The organism is Leclercia sp. UBA5958, assembly GCF_002430365.1.
Lineage (GTDB): Bacteria > Pseudomonadota > Gammaproteobacteria > Enterobacterales > Enterobacteriaceae > Enterobacter > Enterobacter pneumoniae.
The window spans coordinates 25,503-41,543 of the sequence record NZ_DJCE01000003.1 but is presented as its reverse complement, the minus strand read 5'-3'; the positions used below and the strand labels follow the sequence as shown (position 1 = coordinate 41,543).

The window sequence follows — 16,041 nt, the reverse complement described above, 5'->3', positions numbered from 1 at the left end:
ATGGAATGCTAATGCCGTATATATTACCGTTTTTTACCTCAACTTTAAAACGTTAAAAATGCAGATAAGCGATACCGAACAAATTTTTGGAAATTAACCTATACAGTAACTGGAAACGATAAGAAGGCACTTCAACGCTTGTCGCTAAATTTTAGCTCCCTTTTTTCAGAAGGTTACAATTGTTCAGGCGGGGTTGCGTTCACCAATATAATTTTCAAATTTTTGTAACAATAATTAACTGCATTAAAACTGCCGGTATATGTTAATTGTCAGTAAAAGCAAGATGAAGTTTATGCTTATTGATTGTTTATTCAATTAAACCGCATGCCAAAAGTACAAAAAACAACCGCTGCATTTTTTTGTCAAGCTTGTGGTATACTCCGCCGCCTTAACTAAGGTCTAAGCGCGTATGCGCCGTTTTTATAATGAGGAAAATGAATGAGCACACCTGATTTCGCCACTGCGGAAAATAACCAGGAACTGGCGCAGGAAGTCTCCTGTCTGAAATCCCTTCTGACCCTGATGCTTCAGGCAATGGGCCAGGCTGATGCGGGTCGTGTGATCCTTAAGATGGAAAAGCAGATCGCGCAAATGGAAGACCAGGCTCAGGCCGACGTATTTTCCAGCACGGTTAAGCAGATTAAACAAGCTTACCGTCAGTAAAAACAAAAACGGCTGAACGCATTGCATTCAGCCGTTTTTTCGTCTGGCACGCAGAACGTCAGAACGCGTCAGATAATGCCCGTCGCCGCCGCATAACAGGCTATCTGCGTTTTGTTTGGCGCATTGAACTTCTTCTGCATATTCTTCTGATGGAAGTTCACCGTATTTTCAGAAATAGAGAGAATAATCGCTATTTCTGCTGAGGTTTTTCCTTCCGCCGTCCATTTCAGAATCTCTTTCTCGCGCTTGCTGAATTTCATCTCTGGCGGCATCACCATTTCATGTTCCAGACGCAACAGGGTGGTCAGCGCCATCTGCACCAGCATTTGCAGACGCAACTCCAGCTCTTCTTTGCTGAATCTATTAATGCCTTGCACCGTGCTGGAGACGGACAGAAAACCGAGCGCATGATTCGGTAACATCAGGCACTGGGTAATTCCCCTGCGCAGCCCATGCTCCCGTGCGCCATCCCATAGGGGTTGCGCATCGGCAAACAGCGCGTCATTCCAGGGAAGATGGCCGTGCACAAAATTCTCTGGTTTGAGTACCGGATCGATGGCGAAATAATTCTCCGCCTGATAATGCGATAGCCATTGCGCCGGATAATTACTCTGCAATGAGAGTTTAGGCCGGGTAAACGGCACGGGATGACGGACACAAAGCGAAAAATAATCGAACTCTAGTGCCTGTGTTTGTCGCAGAAGTTCGGAATATACCTGATCGGCCGAAGTCATTTCCTGAAACCGAAGATAGCAATCCCGTCGCCATGTGAAAAAGTCTGAATCCTTCATACTTACGGAATGAAGCCCCTGTAAAAGATAATCATTATTATGGATTGATTAAACTAACACATAAATCTTATTTATATGTGTAAAATATCGACCACAAGGGAAATTTGTACAGAATTTATGTGGTTACAGCAATTCAGACAGAATAAAACAATATATGTAAAGACTTTCAGGGGGAATTATTTGCTCCAGATAATGTTTCTGGAGCAAAAAAGAACAAAGATTCTACCGAAGAAGGAATTTTTCCAGGAACTGTCGGGTACGCGGCTGTTGCGGGTCGGCGAATAACGCTTTTGCCGGCCCTTGCTCAACAATACGCCCCTGATCCATAAAGATAGCCCGGTCCGCCACGTCACGAGCAAAGCTCATCTCATGGGTCACGATCACCAGCGTGCGCTTCTCCTGAGCCAGTTGACGGATGGTATTTAATACCTCCCCCACCAGCTCTGGGTCGAGTGCGGATGTGGGTTCATCAAACAGAATCACCTCCGGGCGCATTGCCAGCGCGCGGGCAATAGCCACGCGTTGCTGCTGCCCGCCGGAGAGACGGCGCGGATAACTGGTCTCTTTCCCTGATAGTCCCACCTTGGCCAGCAGTTCGCGGGCGCGGGTTGTCGCCTCCTCTTTCGGCTCACCTTTCACGATAACCGGCCCTTCAATGATGTTCTCCAGCACCGTGCGATGAGGGAACAGATTGAAGCTCTGGAAGACGAAACCCACATGCTGGCGCAGACGGCGAATTAGCCCCTTCTGTTGCCCCATGGGTTTACCGGTATCAATAGTGATATCCCCTACCCGGATTGTGCCGCCTTCTGGCTGCTCCAGCAGGTTTATGCTGCGCAGTAAGGTAGTTTTACCCGAGCCGCTGGGGCCGATAATGGCCACCACTTCGCCCTGCTGCACCTCCAGATCGATACCATGCAGTACCGTTTGACCGTGGAATTTTTTAACCAGGTTTTTGACTTCGATAGCACTCATTTCGGATCACGCTCCTGGCGGTTCAGCTGGTTTTCAAAGTAATTTTGCAGCGCGGAGAGAACCGTCGCCATCACCCAGTAAATCAGAGAGGCCGCCAGATACATGGTGAATACCTCCAGCGTACGCGACGTAATCAGCTGCGCCTGACGGAACAGTTCCGGCACCTGAATCGTGGCCGCCAGCGACGTATCCTTCACCAGGCTAATAAAACTGTTGCTAAGCGGCGGTAATGCTACGCGCGCCGCCTGCGGTAAAATCGCCCTGCGCAGCGTCTGCCATGGCGTCATTCCGATACTGGCTGCGGCTTCCCACTGCCCTTTATCAATAGACGAAATGGCGGCACGGAGTGTTTCAGAAGTATATGCCGCCGTGTTAAGCGATAACCCAATCATGGCCGCCGGGATGGGATCCAGCTCAATACCAAACTGCGGGAGACCGTAATAGATCATAAACAGCTGGGCAATCAGCGGCGTGCCGCGGAAGACTGAGATGTAAAAACGCGCCAGCCAGCGCACCGGCAGAATCGATGACATGCGCATCAACGCCAGTATAAAGCCCAGCAGCAACCCAAAGAACATGCCGCCGATACTCAGTTGCAGCGTAAATACCGCCCCTTTGAGCAAGAAGGGCAAGGAGTCGATAACCAGTTGGATACTTTCTTGCATTCGAATTTTTCTACCCGCAGTTAAACATGAGGATGGTAGGCAAAAAGAGCCGGCGCTCCGCCAGTATGGACAAACAAAATAGGCCCTTCATCCTTAAAGCGTTTCTGGCTGATCCCATCGATAAGCCCTGCCATGGCTTTGCCCGTATAGACCGGGTCGAGCAGGATACCTTCCAGGCGCGCCAGCAGTTTGACGGCTTCCATCCCCTCATCATTCGGCGTGCCATAGCCTGGCGCAAAGTAGTCATCCCAGAGCGTGATGTCCGCACTGGCCGTGACTTCCAGTGCTTGCGCCACCGCCTGTTGCAGCATGACCACTTTCGGTTTTTGATCCGCAATGCTGCGCGAGACCGTCACGCCAATGAGCTCAACCTGCGGCATAAGCTGTTCCAGCCCTACCGCCAGCCCGGCATGCGTGCCCGCGCTACCCGAGGCCACCACTACCGACGAAATCCCTACAGCACCTTCACACTGCTGGGCAATTTCCAGCGCGCTCTCCACATAGCCCAGCGCGCCCAGTGCGTTTGATCCGCCAACGGGAATGACATAAGGTCGGAACCCCTGCGCTTCAAAGCGGGTGGCCAGTTCATCAAGCTGCGTGACAGGGTCGTGCAGGGCATCGCACATTTCAATCTGCACATTAAACAGGTCGAGCAGCAGGCGGTTGCCGTTGGTGAGATAGTTTTCCGCGCGGGTGCCAATCGGATTTTCCAGCAAGGCCACACAGTGTAGTCCCAGCTTCGCGGCGACGGCCGCGGTCTGACGGACGTGGTTCGACTGAATAGCGCCGGCGGTGATGAGCGTATCGGCCCCCTCACGCAGGGCTTCAGCGGCCAGAAACTCCAGTTTGCGCAGTTTATTACCGCCCATTGCCATTGGAGTCACATCGTCCCGTTTGATCAGTATGTCGCGGCCCAGGTAATCCGATAAGCGAGGTAGATATTCGAGCGGCGTCGGTGCGCCAATAAATTCCAGACGCGGATAACGCGTTAAGTTTTGCAATGACATGGATTCCCCCGGCGGGTCTGTTTGATCTGTTATTATTTATTATGCACGTAGATCGGCAGGAAATAAAAAAGGCGCTGAATAAGCGCCTTTTTCTGAGCAAAAACTTATTGGGTGACGTCTGCGCCGAACCACTTCTCAGAGAGTTTCTTCAGCGTGCCATCTTTCTGCATATCGGCAATCGCGCCATCGATGGCTTTCACGAGGTCTTCATTGTCTTTACGCACGGCAACACCGGATTCCTGACGGGAGAACGCGTCACCGGCCACTGCCAGGGTGTCTTTGGTTTTCTTCACCAGATCCAGCGCAGCAAGACGGTCAACAAGGATGGCGTCGATACGGCCTACGCGCAGATCCTGGTATTTAGTCGGGTCATCATCGTAAGTGCGGATATCCACGCCCTGTACGTTCTGGCGCAGCCACTCTTCATAGTTAGTGCCCAGACCAACCCCCACTTTCTTGCCTTTCAGGTCGGCGGCGGTTTTGATGCTGCCTTCATTCCCTTTCTTCACCAGCGCCTGAATACCTGAGACGGTATAAGGCGTCGAGAAGTCATACTTCTTCTTACGCTCGTCAGAGATGGTGACCTGGTTTATCACCACGTCGATACGTTTAGAGTCCAGCGATGCCAGCATCCCGTCCCACTTGGTCGGCTTCAGCGAGGCTTTGACCCCGAGATGCTTCGCCAGCTCCTCGGCAAACTCCACTTCAAACCCGGTCAGTTTACCGTCGTCACCCTGGAAGCTAAACGGAGGATAAGTACCTTCCAGCCCAACCAACAGCGTACCGCGCTCTTTGACTTTATTTAACAGACCTTCGGCGGCGAAGGTTTTGACACTCATACCCGCAACCAGCGCCACGGCCATAACACCCATCAGCGCCTGACGACCCAGAAGTGCTAATTTCATAAGTACCCCGATATAGTGGAATTTTGACTGTAGTGTAGGGCGTTTGGCCCACAGGTCAAACACGACTGCGCTACATGTTATTCATTTTTAATATATATCAGAAGTTGTCTCGAGGAGGACTTTCTGCTTCTGCACCGCCGGCATTTGCGCCTTAAACTGTGCATATTTACGCAGCGCAATTCGGTAGTTGTTGGTGCTGGTGACGGGCAGCCACGGCTCCAGATTTTCATCCAGTAAACCGCTCTTCAGCAGATCGCGAGAAATCGCTTGTGTGGTCAGATGCTGGCCAAGACGACGCAGGCGCACGACATATTCGCGGACCGTGCCGTGGCTCATCTCGGTTTGCTCAAACAGGAACTGTTTGAAGCCGATGATATCAAAAAAGTCGCTCTGTTCTTTGCAGTGAAGATCGCCGCAGAAACGACATAACGCCACCCACTCTTTCTGCTCTTCTTGCCACGCGGCTTCGTCCATCAAGGTATCGAGGCGGGAAATCGCAATCTTGTTCACGATCTCACCGCGACGAACCAGCGTGATGCGGTCGAGCAATTTATGGCAATGGGCGCAATGCGTCTGGCTGTGTTTAAAGTCTTTCAGATAGCGGCTTAAAGGCCGTCTTTTAGATTGCTGCACCGTCATGATAACTCCTGGTTGTCAATACGTTGTGCGGCACTTTTCGGATGAAATGAATCACCTATAACTTACCCAGTTTGGTACGTAAGCGTTTAATGGCCTGACTGTGCAGCTGACTTACCCGTGACTCCCCGACTTCCAGTACCGCGCCAATCTCTTTGAGATTGAGCTCTTCCTGGTAATAGAGCGTCAACACCAATTGCTCACGTTCCGGTAAAGCTTCTATCGCTTCCATTACGCGCTGGCGTAAATTGCCTTCAAGTAATTGGTGTAACGGGTTTTCCTGCTGATGATCATCAGTCACGAGCTCGATGCTATCGCCATGCTCTTCACGCCACTCGTCATAAGAGAAGAGTTGGCTATTATTGGTATCGAGCAACATCTGGCGATATTCGACAACAGCAATACCCAGACGCTCCGCCACTTCGGTTTCGGTTGCGTTACGTCCAAGCTCCTGTTCCAGCTGTCCCATCGCCTGCGCCACTTCGCGTGCGTTACGTCGGACGCTGCGCGGCACCCAGTCCCGGCTGCGCAGTTCGTCCAGCATCGCACCACGAATACGCTGTACTGCGTAAGTAGTAAATGCCGTTCCTTGCAGAGCGTCGTACCGGTCAACTGCATTCAATAACCCGATACCGCCCGCCTGTAGCAGATCGTCCAGTTCCACGCTCGCCGGCAACCGCACCTGTAGGCGCAATGCTTCGTGACGCACTAGTGGTACATAACGCTGCCACAGCGAGTGTTTATCCATTACACCTTCAGCGGTATAGAGTGAATTCACGATAAACAGCCCTGCGTTAATTGAGTTATCGGCATGATTATCCGATTCTGCAGGGCGTTCAATTGGATGAATAGTGGGTGAAATGAGGGGTTATTTTGGTTGTTAGATTATGAAATCATAACTTTCATACAGTTACCGAGCGCAAGTGCCGGCCTAAAGCAGACTGCTATTCACAATCAATGCGATAGAACATGAGGTTCATGAGCTCTGAAAAATAAAAATAATCGCCTAATTTTTCACCAGGCGACCAACATTATGCCGGAACGTATTTGTATTTCTCGAGAGCTGTTTGTAATAAATCAGTATTGATATTCGATTTTAAACGGAATACCGCTGCGCTCTCTTCAGTATGCTCAGCGTCAAGGAACTCGAGCACAGGGTAATATTCAGGCCTTATCCAGAAGCCGCGAATAAATATTGCCTATCACGGATATTGTCTTGTTTTTCCAGTGTGTGCTTTATGGCGTTCAATGTGCATGCCACGCGGAAGCGTCCATCGACCAGAATGAGATCAAATGCGCGGTCATGTTGCAATATCGTTTTACTGTAGTCGGTAAACTTTTCCTGATGTGTATCGTCTATAGGGTAGCCCCAGGCTTTGTTTGGCCCAATATCAACATAATCGACTTTACACAGCGGTCCAGCCTCGCTGTGAAGCGTGTCCACCTAGAATGTGTCACTTTCTACACTGTACACTTCGATATTACTACGCGTGGTAAGCTTGGTTGAACCGCCGCTGCCAAATTCAAAATAACGTTCGGCCTTTTTGAGACAATCTTCAAATAAGGCTGTTTCTTTCGGAGACATTCGTGGCATCGCTGGAATAACCAGTGTCTCTTTAGGTAACGTCTGCCCCGACAGTAGTACTGCTGGCCCCCGCCATGCTTGCGAGGTAGTTCTCCCCGCGCTCTACAGACCCAGTATTCAACACCGTATAAGCTGCGTGTTTAAGGTCATATGCCACATGCAGTATGAAGGCCAGTTTTTCTCGTTGTCCGATATCCATCTCCTCAAGACGAACTGCTGAAGGAATGAATAGCGCCTTGGCAGCCTCCATTTGTGTTGATGCTAATGGATCGCCTGTTTGTGCAGTCAAAGGCTTTGAATATTCAATGTCATTGAAGCAGTGGAAAACGAACCCAGAATTTTTCAGCGAGCGACGAATATCATCAAACCCTGACTGACCCTCATGCGTATCGTTAAAGGTAACCCGTACTTCAACCGCTAAACAATTAGCAAGTATACGCTGACCAAATTCGAATACAGGTTTCAGATCGTAACGATTATCTAACGCAAACCAGTCTAGTTTTTCCAGACCATGAATATCGTCAAGACGGGAAGTCTGAACTTTCAATTCAGTGACGATCTGCGCCCCGGTATTGGATAGAGGCTTAAGATTACTACTTTGGTGGCTATCGAGACATAGCCAGATTGGCGCTGCTTTACCATCACCTAACGCATGTAGAGTAATGTGCTGGATTAATTTTCTGCGCAACGGGAGATGCGTTTCCTGAACAATACCTACAGTATCCATTAAAATAAAGAAGAAAGCATCGAAACCTGTAAGCGTTACAAATTTAGCTCTGGTTACCAGGTTTGAGCCGTAATCCATCGTGGAAATTTTACCGGGAAGTTTAAATTCGAATTCACTGCGCTGCTTTTTATGTTTCTTGATTACAAATTCGGTTGGGATATTCAGTTTAATTGGCTCAGCATCCCCCTCAAAATAAGGTGCAGCATCATGTCTTAATGTCAAAGCAGCTGGCGCTTTATTTTCGCAATGGCGCTGCCATACGGCGCGCATAGCATCGGCAAAATGACGGCCGAAACGCTGCCCATCACATAATGGAGAAACCAGCAATATATCACGAAGATTACTACGAATTATTTCAAGACTTTTAAGATCTTGAGTTAAACCTACAGTGATATCAATGTAATTTTCCCAATCTGAAGCCACTAACTCTTGTAGTCCAGCATTGACAAGATGAGAGGCAGAGTGACGTCCAGCAAAAGTTGGCCCTGGAAGGGTGACCACAGGTACGCCCATGACCATCGCTTCGCATGTCGTTAAACCACCTGAGTAAGGCCAAGGATCGAGTGCAATATCAACATCGTTGTAACTTGTCAGCAAATCTTTATGAGCAGATTTCCCCTCAATTCTAATTCGGTCGCGAGAAACTCCATGATTTTCGAGTACAACATATATTTTTTCCCTAAGAGCTAAATTATCAAAATTAAAACTCTTCAAAAACAGATGCGAATTCGGCACGGCATTAAGAATAATCGCCCATTGTTGCAATAATACGTCGTTTATTTTCGAAGCGTTATTAAAACAGCCAAACGTAATATATCCATTGCGTTTAACAGGATTTTCGTTGATTGGAGGCAAGTAGAATGGCGGATCATAGCAAATATAATCATCTGGCATGCGAATAAGCTTCTCGGTATATTGCGCATCTACACCTTCCGGAGTTTCAATCCGATCACTAAGAAGATAGTCCATGCTCTCAAGACCTGTGCTGCTTATGAGGCCACCTACCCATTTTATTAAAATTGGTGCCGGTGCCAGCTGAAAAGCCTGCATTCTACTATTTGCATTGTAACCGCATAAATCAAATAAAATATCGATCTCATCAGATCGAATTAACTTGTCGAGGTCATGTGGCATGGTATGTTCTATTACAGACCATTTGGCACACATTCGCTTAATACTTTGTGTTATGTGATCTTCTTCAAAATTAGTGCTGTAACCGTAAAACTGAATCTCTGAATCCGATATAGAGTTAAGACCCATTGCAATCATTTGGCCGACGGGATGGACGCGAAATCCATCTGAAATGAGTCCAATGCGTAAGCACTTCTTAGGATTATTATCTTTTGAGATTGCCCGCGAAAATGATTTTGGTGAAAAATATTTTTGCCATTGCTTACAAAGCGAAAGGATATCATCTGCGCTAGAGCGCGGATCATAGTGAGCACCCACAATACGATTAAACCAAGGTGTAGGATCATCGCCTGCAACGTTACAACTTTTTTCATAAGCTGCAGACATATCATCAAAATTACCTAAATCTTGGTTTACCATGCCAAGATTACTCCAGTAATGCCAGTTATCAGGCTTTTTGTGAGTTAAGAACGCATAAATTTTCTGAGCTTCTTCGTATTTTTTAGCTTTTTGAAGAATGACAGCCTTCAGAGAAAGTAAGGGTAAAGATGCTTCTTCTTCAATAACAGCCAGAACTTCATTGAGATAAGTTTCCGCTTCCTTTAAACGTTCGCTTCGGAAGAGGAGGTCGGAATATGCGTAGATAACTTCATGATCATTTGGCGCGAGCTTTAAAGCTTTATCTATACTCGCCTCTGCCTTCAAAAATTTCCCTAGCCTGATATTGGCTTTGGTAGCTATGACCCAAAGCAATGGGTTCTCGTCATCCTTTACAATCAACTCATTTATAATTATTAAAGCGTTTTCTGGTTGAGAAGATAGCAATTCGATCGCAAGTCGCATTTTGTTATTAGCTGTATTATCAAGCGATTGATTATTTTTTTTAACCATTTTAACAGATGACTTTTTCATAGGCGTGCTTAACTTCGTATTGGCAATTGAGTTGGCAGAGATTGAGCTCTGAGAAACCTGTTAGGTATGGTTATTATAAGAAACGCAAAAAAAAATAACGGGTGAAATACCCGTTATTTTTTAGCTTAATTAGACAGATTGTAATTGCGCGATTAACGCAGCAGTGACAGTACGGTCTGAGGAACCTGGTTAGCCTGAGACAGTACAGAAGTACCAGCCTGCTGCAGGATCTGCGCACGGCTCATGTTGGATACTTCAGTCGCGTAGTCAGCGTCTTCGATACGACTTTTAGCTGCGGTGATATTGGTCACGGTGCTGTTCAGGTTGTTAACGGTAGATTCGAAACGGTTCTGGCTCGCACCCAGGCTTGAACGCAGGGAGTCAACGTCAGCAATTGCTTTATCGATTTTAGCCAGCAGGCCGGTATCTACAGTTGCAGTGGCCGCAGTACTTGTAGTAGCTGCAGCATATGCAGAAAGAATACCCACAGAGGCTGCGCCAGTGGAAGTCTCGGTGATCCCAGTCATACGGGCATTACCAGTAAACAGTGTAGAGGCATCAATCTGCTTGAGGGAAATGCCGATAGTCTCATCATCATTTGCACCAACCTGAATATCCAAGGTCGTGGTTTTAGACAGTACTTTCACGCCGTTGAAGCTGGTCTGGTCAGAGATACGGTTGATTTCTTTCAAACGGTCAACGACTTCGTTGTTGATGGAAACCAGGTCATCACCAGAGTTAGTACCGTTTTCTGCCTGAACGGTCAGTTCACGGATACGCTGTAAGTTGGTGTTGATTTCGTTCAGTGCGCCTTCAGTAGTCTGAGCAACAGAGATACCGTCGTTTGCGTTACGTGCTGCCTGAGTCAGACCTTTAACCTGTGCAGTCATACGGTTTGCAATCGCCTGGCCAGCAGCGTCATCTTTCGCGCTGTTGATACGCAGACCAGAGGACAGACGCTCGATCGCAGTACCCAGGGAAGACTGAGATTTGTTCAGGTTGTTCTGAGTAGTCAGGGACAACAGGTTAGTATTGATAACTGCCATAATTTTAATTCCTTCAAAAATGGGTTTAGGTTTCGGTGCCTAACACTCACGGCGTCTCTCACCGTCAACAAGGTTATCGACGGCACCCAAAAAGACTTTAGAATCAATTTTAAAAAAAATTCATCCGACTGATTTTAAAGGAATTATTTAGACTATTATTTTTAAGCGGTGGTTTCTTAACGCAAACGCTGAGTGCATAACCTCTCTTGTTTTCATCTTCTTACCCACGCCTTTTTAAGGCCTTTATAGGTGCGTCACTGGTCAATCCACTTATTTGCCCACTCCGCATATTGCTATTCCACGGATTATTTTTTTGCCCGAGCCGTAAACTTTTGCCTCTATAAGCCGATAAAGAGTCCTGAACTACTACCGTACTTTAAGGAAAACAGGCATGGCTACTATCACTAACCTCGGGATAGGTTCTGCTGGACTCGGGGATTTGTACGATCAGTTAGAAACAGCAGAAAGAACAAAACTGACAACAATTACCACCCAACAAACGACGTATAACGCTCAATTAAGCGCTTACGGCAAACTGCAGAGTGCCATGACCAGTCTGCAAACGGCTACCGCTGCACTGGCGAAAACTGCGACCTGGAACTCAACCTCCGTCAGCAGCACGAATACGGCGTTTACAGCGACTACCTCTACCGCGGCCTCTACGGGTTCGTTTACGGTCAACGTAAACCAGATTGCAAAAGCGCAGGTACTGACCAGCGGTTCTATCGCCAGCAACACTGAGCTGTTGGGTGAATCAACGGGCGCCAAACGCACCATTATCATCACCCAGCCGGGAACCGAAAAACCGCTGGAAGTGGAACTTTCCGACACGGACACGACGGTAAGCGGTATTGCCAGCGCGATTAACAAAGCGAACGGTAACGTCACCGCCAGCGTCATCAAAGCTAATGATGGCGACTACCGTCTGATGCTGACGTCGAAATCGACGGGTACCGACGGCCAGATGACCATTGACGTCACCGGCGACGATAAATTAAAAGCCGCGATCGGCTATGACTCCTCCGCTGGTACTGGCGCGCTCACCGTTCAAACGAAAGCGCAAAACGCCATCGTGGTGGTGAATGACATCAAAATCGAGCGCCAGAGCAATACCATTTCTGATGCGCTGCCAGGCGTGACCTTTACGGTTAAAGCCGAAAGTAAAGCCGACGAAACGCTGGATATTACCCGCGCAACCGACGCTAACCAGAAAGCCATTACCGATTGGGTAACCGCCTACAACTCGCTGCAATCCACCATCAACAGCGTCACCAAGTATGTTGCTGTAGATAAAGGTGAAGATCAGTCTAATAGTAACGGCGCTCTCGTCGGCGACGGCAATGTGCGCGGGATTCAGGCGCAGCTGCGCGGAATGTTGACGGATGTGCAAACAGGTACTGTGCAGATTATGGCGCAGCTGGGTATTACTCAGGATCCAACTAAAGGTAGCGATGGAACCCTGGGTAACCTGAAAATTGACACCGATAAACTGAAAAAAGCGCTCACAGACAATCCGGACGCCGTACAGCAGTACTTTATCGGCGACGGTAAAACCACTGGTCTGGCAACCAAGATGAGCAGCACCCTGGACTCTATGCTGAGCACCAGCGCCGGTAAAACCGGAGTAATTCAGAACGCAAAAGATGGTATCAACAAAACGTTGAAAAGCCTGAGCGAGCGTTACGACGCAATGGAAGCCTCCATTGAAGCGACCATGGCGCGTTATCAGACCCAGTTTACTCAGCTCGACGTATTGATGACCAAGATGACTAACACGGCCAACTACCTGACCCAACAGTTCTCAAGCTCATCGTCGTAATGTTTAGGAGAGAATATGTATAACACCTCTGGTGTTCAGTCCTATCAGAAGATAGGAGTGGAAAGCGCAGTAATGAATGCCAGCCCACACCAGTTGATCGTCATGTTGTTCGATGGGGCGCACAGCGCCCTGGTTCGGGCCCGCCTGTTCCTCGAGGCTGGCCAGATGCCGGAGAAAGGAGAAGCCCTTTCCAAAGCCATCAACATCATCGATAACGGGTTAAAGGCAGGCCTGAATATGGAGGCCGGAGGCGAGTTGTCCGACAATCTCTCCTCTTTATACGAATATATGGTTCGTCGATTGTTACTGGCGAACCTGCATAACGACGTAGAGGCAATTGTTGAAGTTGAGGGGTTACTAAACAACATTGCGGATGCGTGGAAACAAATCGGCCCCAATGCGTCCTCCATTTCAGGATAATTTTGATGAATACTCCCAGCGCCGCTCTAAGTCACTGGCATGCCCTGCATGCCCAGAGTATTGCTATGCTGAATCTCGCCCATGTTGGTAAGTGGGATGAGTTAATCGAGCAGGAAATGCATTACGTTCAACTGGTGGAAAGCATCTCGCGTAACCCCATCACGTCATGCCCCCCCGCTCAGGTCGAGCAGGCGCGTTTTCTTCTTAAAAAGATTCTGGAAAACGAGCAAAAATTAAAAGAGATGTTAAAAACCCGGATGGATGAATTGCGTAACCTTATCGTTCAAACGGGCAAGCAACAATCTATCTCTACTGCTTATGGCAAACTCTCTGGCAATATTCTTTATCCAGAAAGCCTGACCCGCGACACCCAATTATGATTTCTTCATCCATACTCCAGAGGTCTGCCTAACGGCTTCTGGAGCACGGATGATGAAAAACCCCACCCTGTTACAACTCTTTCACTGGTATTACCCCGACGGCGGAAAACTCTGGTCTGAAGTAGCCGAACGTGCTGACGGTCTCAATGACATCGGCATCAATATGGTCTGGCTGCCTCCGGCCTGTAAAGGCGCCTCTGGCGGCTATTCCGTAGGCTATGACACCTACGACCTTTTCGATCTTGGTGAGTTTGACCAGAAAGGCTCGGTCGCGACCAAATACGGTGATAAAGCCCAACTTCTCGCCGCCATCGATGCGCTGAAACGCAACGAGATTGCCGTTCTGCTTGATGTTGTGGTGAACCATAAAATGGGCGCCGACGAGAAAGAACCGGTCCGCGTGCAGCGAGTGAATGAGCAGGATCGTACCCAGATCGACGATGAGATTATTACCTGCGAAGCCTGGACCCGTTATACCTTCCCCGCCCGCGCCGGGCAATACTCGCGTTTTATCTGGGATTACAAATGCTTCAGCGGCGTGGACCATATCGAAAATCCGAATGAAGACGGCATCTTCAAAATCGTTAACGACTATACCGGCGAAGGGTGGAACGACCAGGTTGACGATGAAATGGGCAACTTCGACTATTTGATGGGTGAAAACATCGATTATCGCAACCGCGCCGTGACGGAGGAGATCAAATACTGGGCGCGCTGGGTCATGGAGCAGACCGGCTGCGACGGCTTCCGGCTCGACGCGGTGAAACACATTCCGGCGTGGTTTTATAAAGAGTGGATTGAGCACGTTCAGGAAGTGGCGCCAAAGCCGCTGTTCATCGTGGCGGAGTACTGGTCTCACGAGGTGGATAAACTGCAGCAATATATCGATCAGGTTGAAGGTAAGACCATGCTGTTCGATGCCCCGCTGCATATGAAATTCCACGAAGCGTCGCTTCAGGGACGGGATTACGACATGAGTCAGATCTTTACCGGCACGCTGGTGGAAGCCGATCCCTTCCACGCGGTCACGCTGGTGGCTAACCACGATACCCAACCGCTGCAGGCGCTGGAAGCCCCGGTGGAAGCCTGGTTTAAACCTCTGGCGTATGCCCTGATCCTGCTGCGGGAAAATGGCGTCCCCAGCGTCTTTTATCCGGATCTCTATGGTGCCAGTTACGACGATACCGGCGGGGATGGCGAAACCTACCATGTTGATATGCCGGTCATTGAACATCTGGATAAACTCATTCTCGCCCGTCAGCGCTATGCACATGGGATCCAGACCCTCTGGTTCGATCATCCTAACTGTATCGCCTTTAGCCGCAGCGGCACGGAAGAAGATCCCGGCTGCGTAGTGGTACTGTCCAATGGCGATGAGGGAGTGAAAACAATCACCCTCGGCGAAAATTATGGCAACAAACAGTGGAAGGATTTTCTCGGTAACCGCGACGAGACCGTCATTACCGATGAAAGCGGCACCGGGGTCTTCACCTGCCATGGAGGCAGCGTCAGCGTGTGGGTGTTAGAAGAGGTGCTGTAGTAACGAGACCGGGTAGTGCTTGTGCCCTACCCGGCGCGGTTTTATGGCAGTTGGCTGGCGAGCGGCGCTTTCTCCAGCGCGTCAGCACACTCTACGGTAGGCCGGGTCACGCGTTCCAGCGTCATCCCATCGTACTCAAGCAGGCTGCCATCGCGTTCGAGAGAATAGATATCGAGCTTGCTGGTCACGTTGTAAAAATCATCTGAACGCAGCATGACTTTTCCCGGTACCGCAATCACCCGTTGCCACTGGCGACAATCCAGCGTATCGCCCTGCGGGGTCACCACCAGGGAAGCGATGGCCTCCGGGCTGACCAGTTTGCTCTGTGGCCCTTTCGTCTGCCAGTAGCCCGCCAGACTGGCCGGGACCGGATGTTTAACCACATCCTGATAGTTATCAACCTGCACACATCCGCTTAAGGCCAGCAGCGCACCAATAATTGCTATTTTTTTCATCATCTTTCTCACATGAGAAGAAAAAAATATTGTGGCATTAAAGCGATGAGGCCGCCAGCCTGATAAAACCTAAACCTGCATGGACATGACGTCCTGATAGGCCTGCATCAGTTTATTACGGACCTGAATACCCATCTGCATCGACACAGAGGCTTTCTGCATATCGGTCATCACGTCATTCAATGCTACGCCTGGCTCTCCCAGGGTGAATTTCTCTGCCTGGGTGCGGGCGGCAGACTGGGTTTCGCTAATGCGGTCCAGCGCGGCATGCAGCTGACCGGCAAAGCTCACGGTTGGCTGCACATCCGCCACGTTCTGATTACGGGCCGTCATTGCCGTTGCCTGCAACTGGCTGATAACGCCTTCAATACCCTGAATTGCCAT

17 protein-coding genes and 1 pseudogene are annotated in these 16,041 nt (G+C 49.2%); 6 read left to right on the top strand and 12 right to left on the bottom strand.

From position 1 onward, the window contains the following. Positions 1-331: 331 nt before the first annotated feature. Positions 332-403, top strand: a pseudogene (locus B2Q93_RS21315) (hypothetical protein); the annotation flags it as partial. 35 nt (positions 404-438) lie between these two features. Continuing rightward, positions 439-663 (top strand): DUF2594 family protein, encoded by a 225-nt coding sequence (locus B2Q93_RS04130; protein WP_040075051.1) that lies wholly within the window; start codon positions 439-441, stop codon positions 661-663. Positions 664-731: 68 nt separating this feature from the next. Here B2Q93_RS04130 and sdiA read toward each other — a convergent pair whose 3' ends face one another. The 10 genes from sdiA to B2Q93_RS04080 all read right to left on the bottom strand — a co-directional run bounded on the left by sdiA (position 732) and on the right by B2Q93_RS04080 (position 11,043). Further along, a complete protein-coding gene (gene sdiA / locus B2Q93_RS04125) occupies positions 732-1,454 on the bottom strand; it encodes a transcriptional regulator SdiA (RefSeq protein WP_040075050.1) in 723 nt (240 codons plus the stop codon). Between the two features lie 222 nt (positions 1,455-1,676). Next, positions 1,677-2,429 (bottom strand): L-cystine ABC transporter ATP-binding protein TcyN, encoded by a 753-nt coding sequence (tcyN, locus tag B2Q93_RS04120; protein ID WP_046884875.1) that lies wholly within the window; start codon positions 2,427-2,429, stop codon positions 1,677-1,679. Continuing rightward, positions 2,426-3,094: a cystine ABC transporter permease gene (tcyL, locus tag B2Q93_RS04115; protein WP_046884874.1), complete on the bottom strand. Its 669-nt coding sequence runs from the start codon at positions 3,092-3,094 to the stop codon at positions 2,426-2,428. Before tcyL ends, tcyN begins: the two co-directional genes overlap by 4 nt. Before the next feature lie 20 nt (positions 3,095-3,114). Further along, complete coding sequence (gene dcyD / locus B2Q93_RS04110; protein ID WP_233802791.1) at positions 3,115-4,101, bottom strand: D-cysteine desulfhydrase; 987 nt, start codon at positions 4,099-4,101, stop codon at positions 3,115-3,117. Positions 4,102-4,205: 104 nt separating this feature from the next. After that, on the bottom strand, positions 4,206-5,006 hold the full coding sequence (gene tcyJ, locus B2Q93_RS04105; protein WP_046884872.1) for a cystine ABC transporter substrate-binding protein: 801 nt from the start codon (positions 5,004-5,006) through the stop codon (positions 4,206-4,208). An 87-nt stretch (positions 5,007-5,093) separates the two neighbouring features. Further along, on the bottom strand, positions 5,094-5,645 hold the full coding sequence (gene fliZ / locus B2Q93_RS04100; protein WP_046884871.1) for a flagella biosynthesis regulatory protein FliZ: 552 nt from the start codon (positions 5,643-5,645) through the stop codon (positions 5,094-5,096). A 55-nt stretch (positions 5,646-5,700) separates the two neighbouring features. After that, positions 5,701-6,420: an RNA polymerase sigma factor FliA gene (fliA, locus tag B2Q93_RS04095; protein ID WP_040075043.1), complete on the bottom strand. Its 720-nt coding sequence runs from the start codon at positions 6,418-6,420 to the stop codon at positions 5,701-5,703. Positions 6,421-6,813: 393 nt separating this feature from the next. Continuing rightward, complete coding sequence (locus tag B2Q93_RS04090; protein WP_286931853.1) at positions 6,814-7,086, bottom strand: hypothetical protein; 273 nt, start codon at positions 7,084-7,086, stop codon at positions 6,814-6,816. Between the two features lie 172 nt (positions 7,087-7,258). Continuing rightward, positions 7,259-9,997 (bottom strand): tetratricopeptide repeat protein, encoded by a 2,739-nt coding sequence (locus tag B2Q93_RS04085; RefSeq protein WP_286931852.1) that lies wholly within the window; start codon positions 9,995-9,997, stop codon positions 7,259-7,261. Positions 9,998-10,149: 152 nt separating this feature from the next. Beyond that, positions 10,150-11,043, bottom strand: coding sequence for a flagellin (locus B2Q93_RS04080; RefSeq protein ID WP_286931850.1), 894 nt, complete (start codon positions 11,041-11,043; stop codon positions 10,150-10,152). Positions 11,044-11,434: 391 nt separating this feature from the next. On the opposite strand from B2Q93_RS04080, the gene fliD reads away from it, so the two are divergent. Genes fliD through amyA form a run of 4 tightly spaced genes read left to right on the top strand, consistent with a single transcriptional unit; the run spans position 11,435 to position 15,202 of the window. Next, the gene (gene fliD, locus B2Q93_RS04075) at positions 11,435-12,862 is read left to right on the top strand and encodes a flagellar filament capping protein FliD (protein WP_286931849.1); all 1,428 of its coding nucleotides are present in this window, start codon (positions 11,435-11,437) and stop codon (positions 12,860-12,862) included. 15 nt (positions 12,863-12,877) lie between these two features. Then, on the top strand, positions 12,878-13,282 hold the full coding sequence (fliS, locus tag B2Q93_RS04070) for a flagellar export chaperone FliS (RefSeq protein ID WP_286931847.1): 405 nt from the start codon (positions 12,878-12,880) through the stop codon (positions 13,280-13,282). A gap of 5 nt (positions 13,283-13,287) precedes the next feature. Continuing rightward, positions 13,288-13,662: a flagella biosynthesis regulatory protein FliT gene (gene fliT, locus B2Q93_RS04065; protein WP_212475559.1), complete on the top strand. Its 375-nt coding sequence runs from the start codon at positions 13,288-13,290 to the stop codon at positions 13,660-13,662. Positions 13,663-13,714: 52 nt separating this feature from the next. Further along, the gene (amyA, locus tag B2Q93_RS04060) at positions 13,715-15,202 is read left to right on the top strand and encodes an alpha-amylase (RefSeq protein WP_286931968.1); all 1,488 of its coding nucleotides are present in this window, start codon (positions 13,715-13,717) and stop codon (positions 15,200-15,202) included. Positions 15,203-15,243: 41 nt separating this feature from the next. On the opposite strand, the gene yedD is transcribed toward amyA, so the two are convergent. Both yedD and fliE read right to left on the bottom strand, forming a co-directional pair. Next, complete coding sequence (yedD, locus tag B2Q93_RS04055; RefSeq protein ID WP_040078455.1) at positions 15,244-15,657, bottom strand: lipoprotein YedD; 414 nt, start codon at positions 15,655-15,657, stop codon at positions 15,244-15,246. 69 nt (positions 15,658-15,726) lie between these two features. Further along, positions 15,727-16,041 carry a flagellar hook-basal body complex protein FliE gene (fliE, locus tag B2Q93_RS04050; protein WP_040074974.1) on the bottom strand — a complete coding sequence of 105 codons (315 nt, stop codon included), beginning with the start codon at positions 16,039-16,041 and terminating at the stop codon, positions 15,727-15,729.